We start from the raw sequence: 3,776 nt of genomic DNA, 5'->3' as shown, positions 1-3,776 counted from the left end.
AAAATTTTTGATAGGGGATATTCTGGCTTTAATGGAAGAGTTAATCAGAAATCAAGCGGTCTGGGTCTATATTTAGTTAGAAAAATCGGAAAAATCTTAAATATTGGGGTTGAAGTTGAGTCGACTTTAAATGTTGGTAGCGAGTTTTCTCTTATCTTTCCAAACAATCTTACAAAAATGTAAGATAGAGACCATCTTTGTAAGTTTAGATAAATGCTAGAATTTCTTCTTTATCCTATAATTTAGATATAAGAAAAAGGAGGAGCTTATGCCAATATTAGAATTAAAAAATATTAAACGCATTTATAAGACAAAAAATATTACTACAGAGGCCCTAAGAGATATAAATCTCGAAGTTAACCAAGGGGAGTTCATATCAATTATGGGAGAATCGGGCGCAGGAAAGACAACTCTTTTAAATATCATAGCAAGTCTTGATAGGCCGACTTCTGGAAATATTTATCTTAATGGTGAAGATTTGATAAGGCTAAAGGATAGTGAACTTGCATCATTTAGAAGAAAAAAACTCGGTTTTGTCTTTCAAGACTTCAACCTACTTGATCAATTTTCAAATAGAGATAATATCTACCTACCTCTTGTTCTTTCTGATGAGAAGGAAGATCTTATGATAAAAAGACTAGATGATCTTAAAGAAAGACTTGGTATTGAGAAAATCCTTGACAAGTATCCTTACCAAATTTCTGGAGGTCAGAAGCAAAGAATTGCCATTGCTAGAGCCCTTATTACAAAGCCTGAACTTCTTTTAGCGGATGAACCAACAGGTGCTCTTGACTCTTCTTCCTCTAATATGATTCTTGATTTGTTTACAAGAGTAAATGATTTAGGTCAAACTGTTCTTATGGTTACCCACTCTCTTAATGCTGCATCATACGCTAAAAGAGTTCTTTTCATAAAAGACGGGGTAGTTTTTCACGAACTTTACAAGGCAGAAGATGAGAGTCGTCAGGTCTTTATGGAAAGAATCAATAAGGCGCAGATTTTGTTGGCTAGAGGTGAATTGAGATGAATATTAAAATAGCAAATAAATTCGCCCTCAAGAATTTAAAGGCCCATAGCTTAATATATCTTCCCTTTGTCCTTTCTTCAGGAATAATGCTTATGCTTTTTAATATCATGGCAAGCCTTGCTAACAATGGCTATGTAAGAACTAGACATGCAAGTCTTCCAATGATTATAAATATAGGGATTGTCATAATTGGTCTATTAACTTTTATATTTTTAATTTATAGTACAAATTTTTTGACAAAAAGACGAAACAAGGAGTTTGCTCTTTATGGTATCTTGGGACTTGAGAAAAAACACATAAGAAAAATACTTACAATTGAAAGCTTTTTTGCCTTTTTGGCAATCGCTGTACTAGGACTTGTTGGTGGCTATATTTTTGGTAAAGTAACTTTCCTAGCCTTGAATAAACTAATGAAAGATGTGGCAGGAAGGCTCATGGATTATCCCTTTTCATCTAAGGCTATGATAGAAAGTCTTGGCCTACTTTTTCTTGCCTACTTGATTTCTCTAATAAGCACTAGTTATAAAATATATACATCAAGTCCAGTCGAGCTTCTTTCTAAGCAAAAAAGTGGAGAAGGAGAGCCAAAATCGAGATATCTTATAATGATTTTAGGCTTTATAAGTTTGGCCATTGGCTATTATATAGCTATAAAAACTCAAGGAATATTAAAATCTCTAGGATTATTCTTCCTAGCAGCTCTTATTATAATGCAAGCGACCTACCTACTCTTTACTTCTTTTTCTGTAATTTATTTAAAAAGACAGAAGAAAAAGAAGTCCTATTATAAAAAAGAGAGATTTTTGGCCATATCTGGTCTTTTGTATAGGATAAAGTCAAATGCCATCTCCCTTGCAAGTATTTCAATAATGAGTGCAGGTGTTATTATTACAATTTCTGCATCCCTTGCTATCTACAATAGAATTGAATATTCTGCTACAAATGCAGTACCTAGGGAATATAACTTAGATAGTCATGAAACAATTAATCAGAATAATCTCGAAATAGAGAAGAAAAAGCTGGAAGAAGAAGTTTATAATACAGTTACAAATAAAAATCAGATAGTAAATAACTTTATATCCTATGGTTTTATGACAATAGCCCAAGTAGATGGAAATAAATTTTCTACCTTTAAAGGCGATGGGAGACATTCTCCATATTTCCTTCTTGCTTTAGACCTTGATAGTTACAATAAGAGAACTGGCAAAGATTATAAACTTAATGATGGAGAGGTCCTACTTACAGGAAATCAAAAGTTTATGTTAAAGAAGGATAAAATCAAGATAGGAGATAAAACCTATAAGATAAAGCTTGTCGATAACTTTATTCCATCAAATATAGCGGTGGAAACATATGGTCTTGTTGTAAATGACTTAGAGGAAATGCAATATTTGGCAGGTGAACTTAAACTCTTTAATTCAAAGGAAAAAACCTACAAGAGTCCTGAGATTAATCTTTCAGCGAATTGGGATATTAAGGGTATTGATAAGAAAACTTACAGGAAAAACCTTGAAACATATGCCAAAAATAAGGGCTTTAATGTTGAGTATAGAGACCAATATTTAAAGGAAGCCTACGAATTATATGGTGGCTTTGTCTTCCTTGGAACAGTAATAGCCCTAATATTTCTAATTTCAACTATACTTGTAAGTTATTACAAGCAAATAAGCGAAGGATATGAAGATAGAGAGAAATTCCAAATCATGAAAAAAATCGGACTTGATGATACATTAATCAAAAAGACGCAAGCCTCACAAATCTTCTACCTCTTCTTTGTGCCCCTTGCATTTGCTATACTTAACTCTCTGGTCGCATCAAAGATAGTCTACCAACTCCTTGCTCTTTTTGGAGTAATGCAATTTATGCAATATGGAAGATACTTCTTCATGGTTATAGGAGTCTTTATAATAAGCTACTATATAATTTTTAAAATTACAAACAAAGCTTATTACAAGCTAGTTTGCAAATAAAAGCTCGTCTGGAAATTTGCAGACGACTTTTTAATATGTTATAATATAAGAAAGTAAGGGGGTAGGTATGATTAGAGGTATTGGATTCTTATTATTTTCGCTTGGATATATACTTACTATTAATAAGACCTATGAAAATTACAAAAAAGAAAAAAATTGGGAGAATCTTATGGAGCTTATTGCAAGTGTTTTCATTATAATAGGTACATCAATTTTAGCGATAGCCTATATTTTTGAATAAGGAGTGGTCTATGTGGATATTATTAGCTATTCTTTCACTTGTAAATATTATTTTTGCAATGATTAGAAATAATAAGAACAAAATAATTCATTCTTTTTATAGCATGACGTCAGTTCTTATGAGCCTTGTCATTTGTTATTGTGATGATACCAAAAGATTGGTTAACGGAGATATGGCAGGAGCTTTAGATCTTATGCCTACCTTAGCTAGGGGATGGCTAGGATTTTCTATACTTATAATCTTACTAAATGCTTTTGTTGTTTATAGATTTTGGAGAGAAGATAGATGAAGGTTTTTTCTATAATTTTATTTATGATTGGTCCGGTATTTTTAGCACTTGCCTATAAGATATACTTTAAGAAGTCCTATCATTTGATTAATGGATTTGAGAAAGATTATAATAAAGGATTGAAGGATGAAAAGTATGCAATAAGGGTAGGGAAAGTATACTTTGTAATATCGATTTTTGTGGAAATTTTAGCCTTTTTTTTATTTTTTACCAGTAGATAGGAAAGCTAGTTTTACAGTAGGATATAAT

4 protein-coding genes and 1 pseudogene are annotated in these 3,776 nt (G+C 31.9%); all 5 read left to right on the top strand.

Annotation, left to right across the window (positions count from 1 at the left end):
- Positions 1-183: pseudogene (gene nsaS, locus Q0W95_RS07675) on the top strand (sensor histidine kinase); the annotation flags it as partial.
- A gap of 85 nt (positions 184-268) precedes the next feature.
- Positions 269-1,027, top strand: coding sequence for an ABC transporter ATP-binding protein (locus tag Q0W95_RS07670; protein WP_297791507.1), 759 nt, complete (start codon positions 269-271; stop codon positions 1,025-1,027).
- Complete coding sequence (locus tag Q0W95_RS07665; RefSeq protein ID WP_297791505.1) at positions 1,024-2,997, top strand: ABC transporter permease; 1,974 nt, start codon at positions 1,024-1,026, stop codon at positions 2,995-2,997. Before Q0W95_RS07670 ends, Q0W95_RS07665 begins: the two co-directional genes overlap by 4 nt.
- Before the next feature lie 67 nt (positions 2,998-3,064).
- Positions 3,065-3,238, top strand: a complete 174-nt coding sequence (locus tag Q0W95_RS07660; protein WP_297791503.1) for a hypothetical protein — start codon at positions 3,065-3,067, stop codon at positions 3,236-3,238.
- A 10-nt stretch (positions 3,239-3,248) separates the two neighbouring features.
- Positions 3,249-3,527 (top strand): hypothetical protein, encoded by a 279-nt coding sequence (locus Q0W95_RS07655; protein WP_297791501.1) that lies wholly within the window; start codon positions 3,249-3,251, stop codon positions 3,525-3,527.
- The last annotated feature ends 249 nt before the right edge of the window (positions 3,528-3,776 follow it).

This window comes from uncultured Anaerococcus sp. (genome assembly GCF_947253225.1).
In the GTDB taxonomy this organism is placed as follows: Bacteria; Bacillota; Clostridia; order Tissierellales; family Peptoniphilaceae; genus Anaerococcus.
This window is presented reverse-complemented; position numbering and strand designations above follow the sequence as displayed.

Excerpts from the sequence above, each read along its gene's own strand:
- Q0W95_RS07655 (WP_297791501.1), top strand. The coding sequence starts at position 3,249 with ATGTGGATATTATTAGCTATTCTTTCACTTGTAAATATTATTTTTGCA.
- Q0W95_RS07665 (WP_297791505.1), top strand. The coding sequence starts at position 1,024 with ATGAATATTAAAATAGCAAATAAATTCGCCCTCAAGAATTTAAAGGCC.
- Q0W95_RS07660 (WP_297791503.1), top strand. The coding sequence starts at position 3,065 with ATGATTAGAGGTATTGGATTCTTATTATTTTCGCTTGGATATATACTT.
- Q0W95_RS07670 (WP_297791507.1), top strand. The coding sequence starts at position 269 with ATGCCAATATTAGAATTAAAAAATATTAAACGCATTTATAAGACAAAA.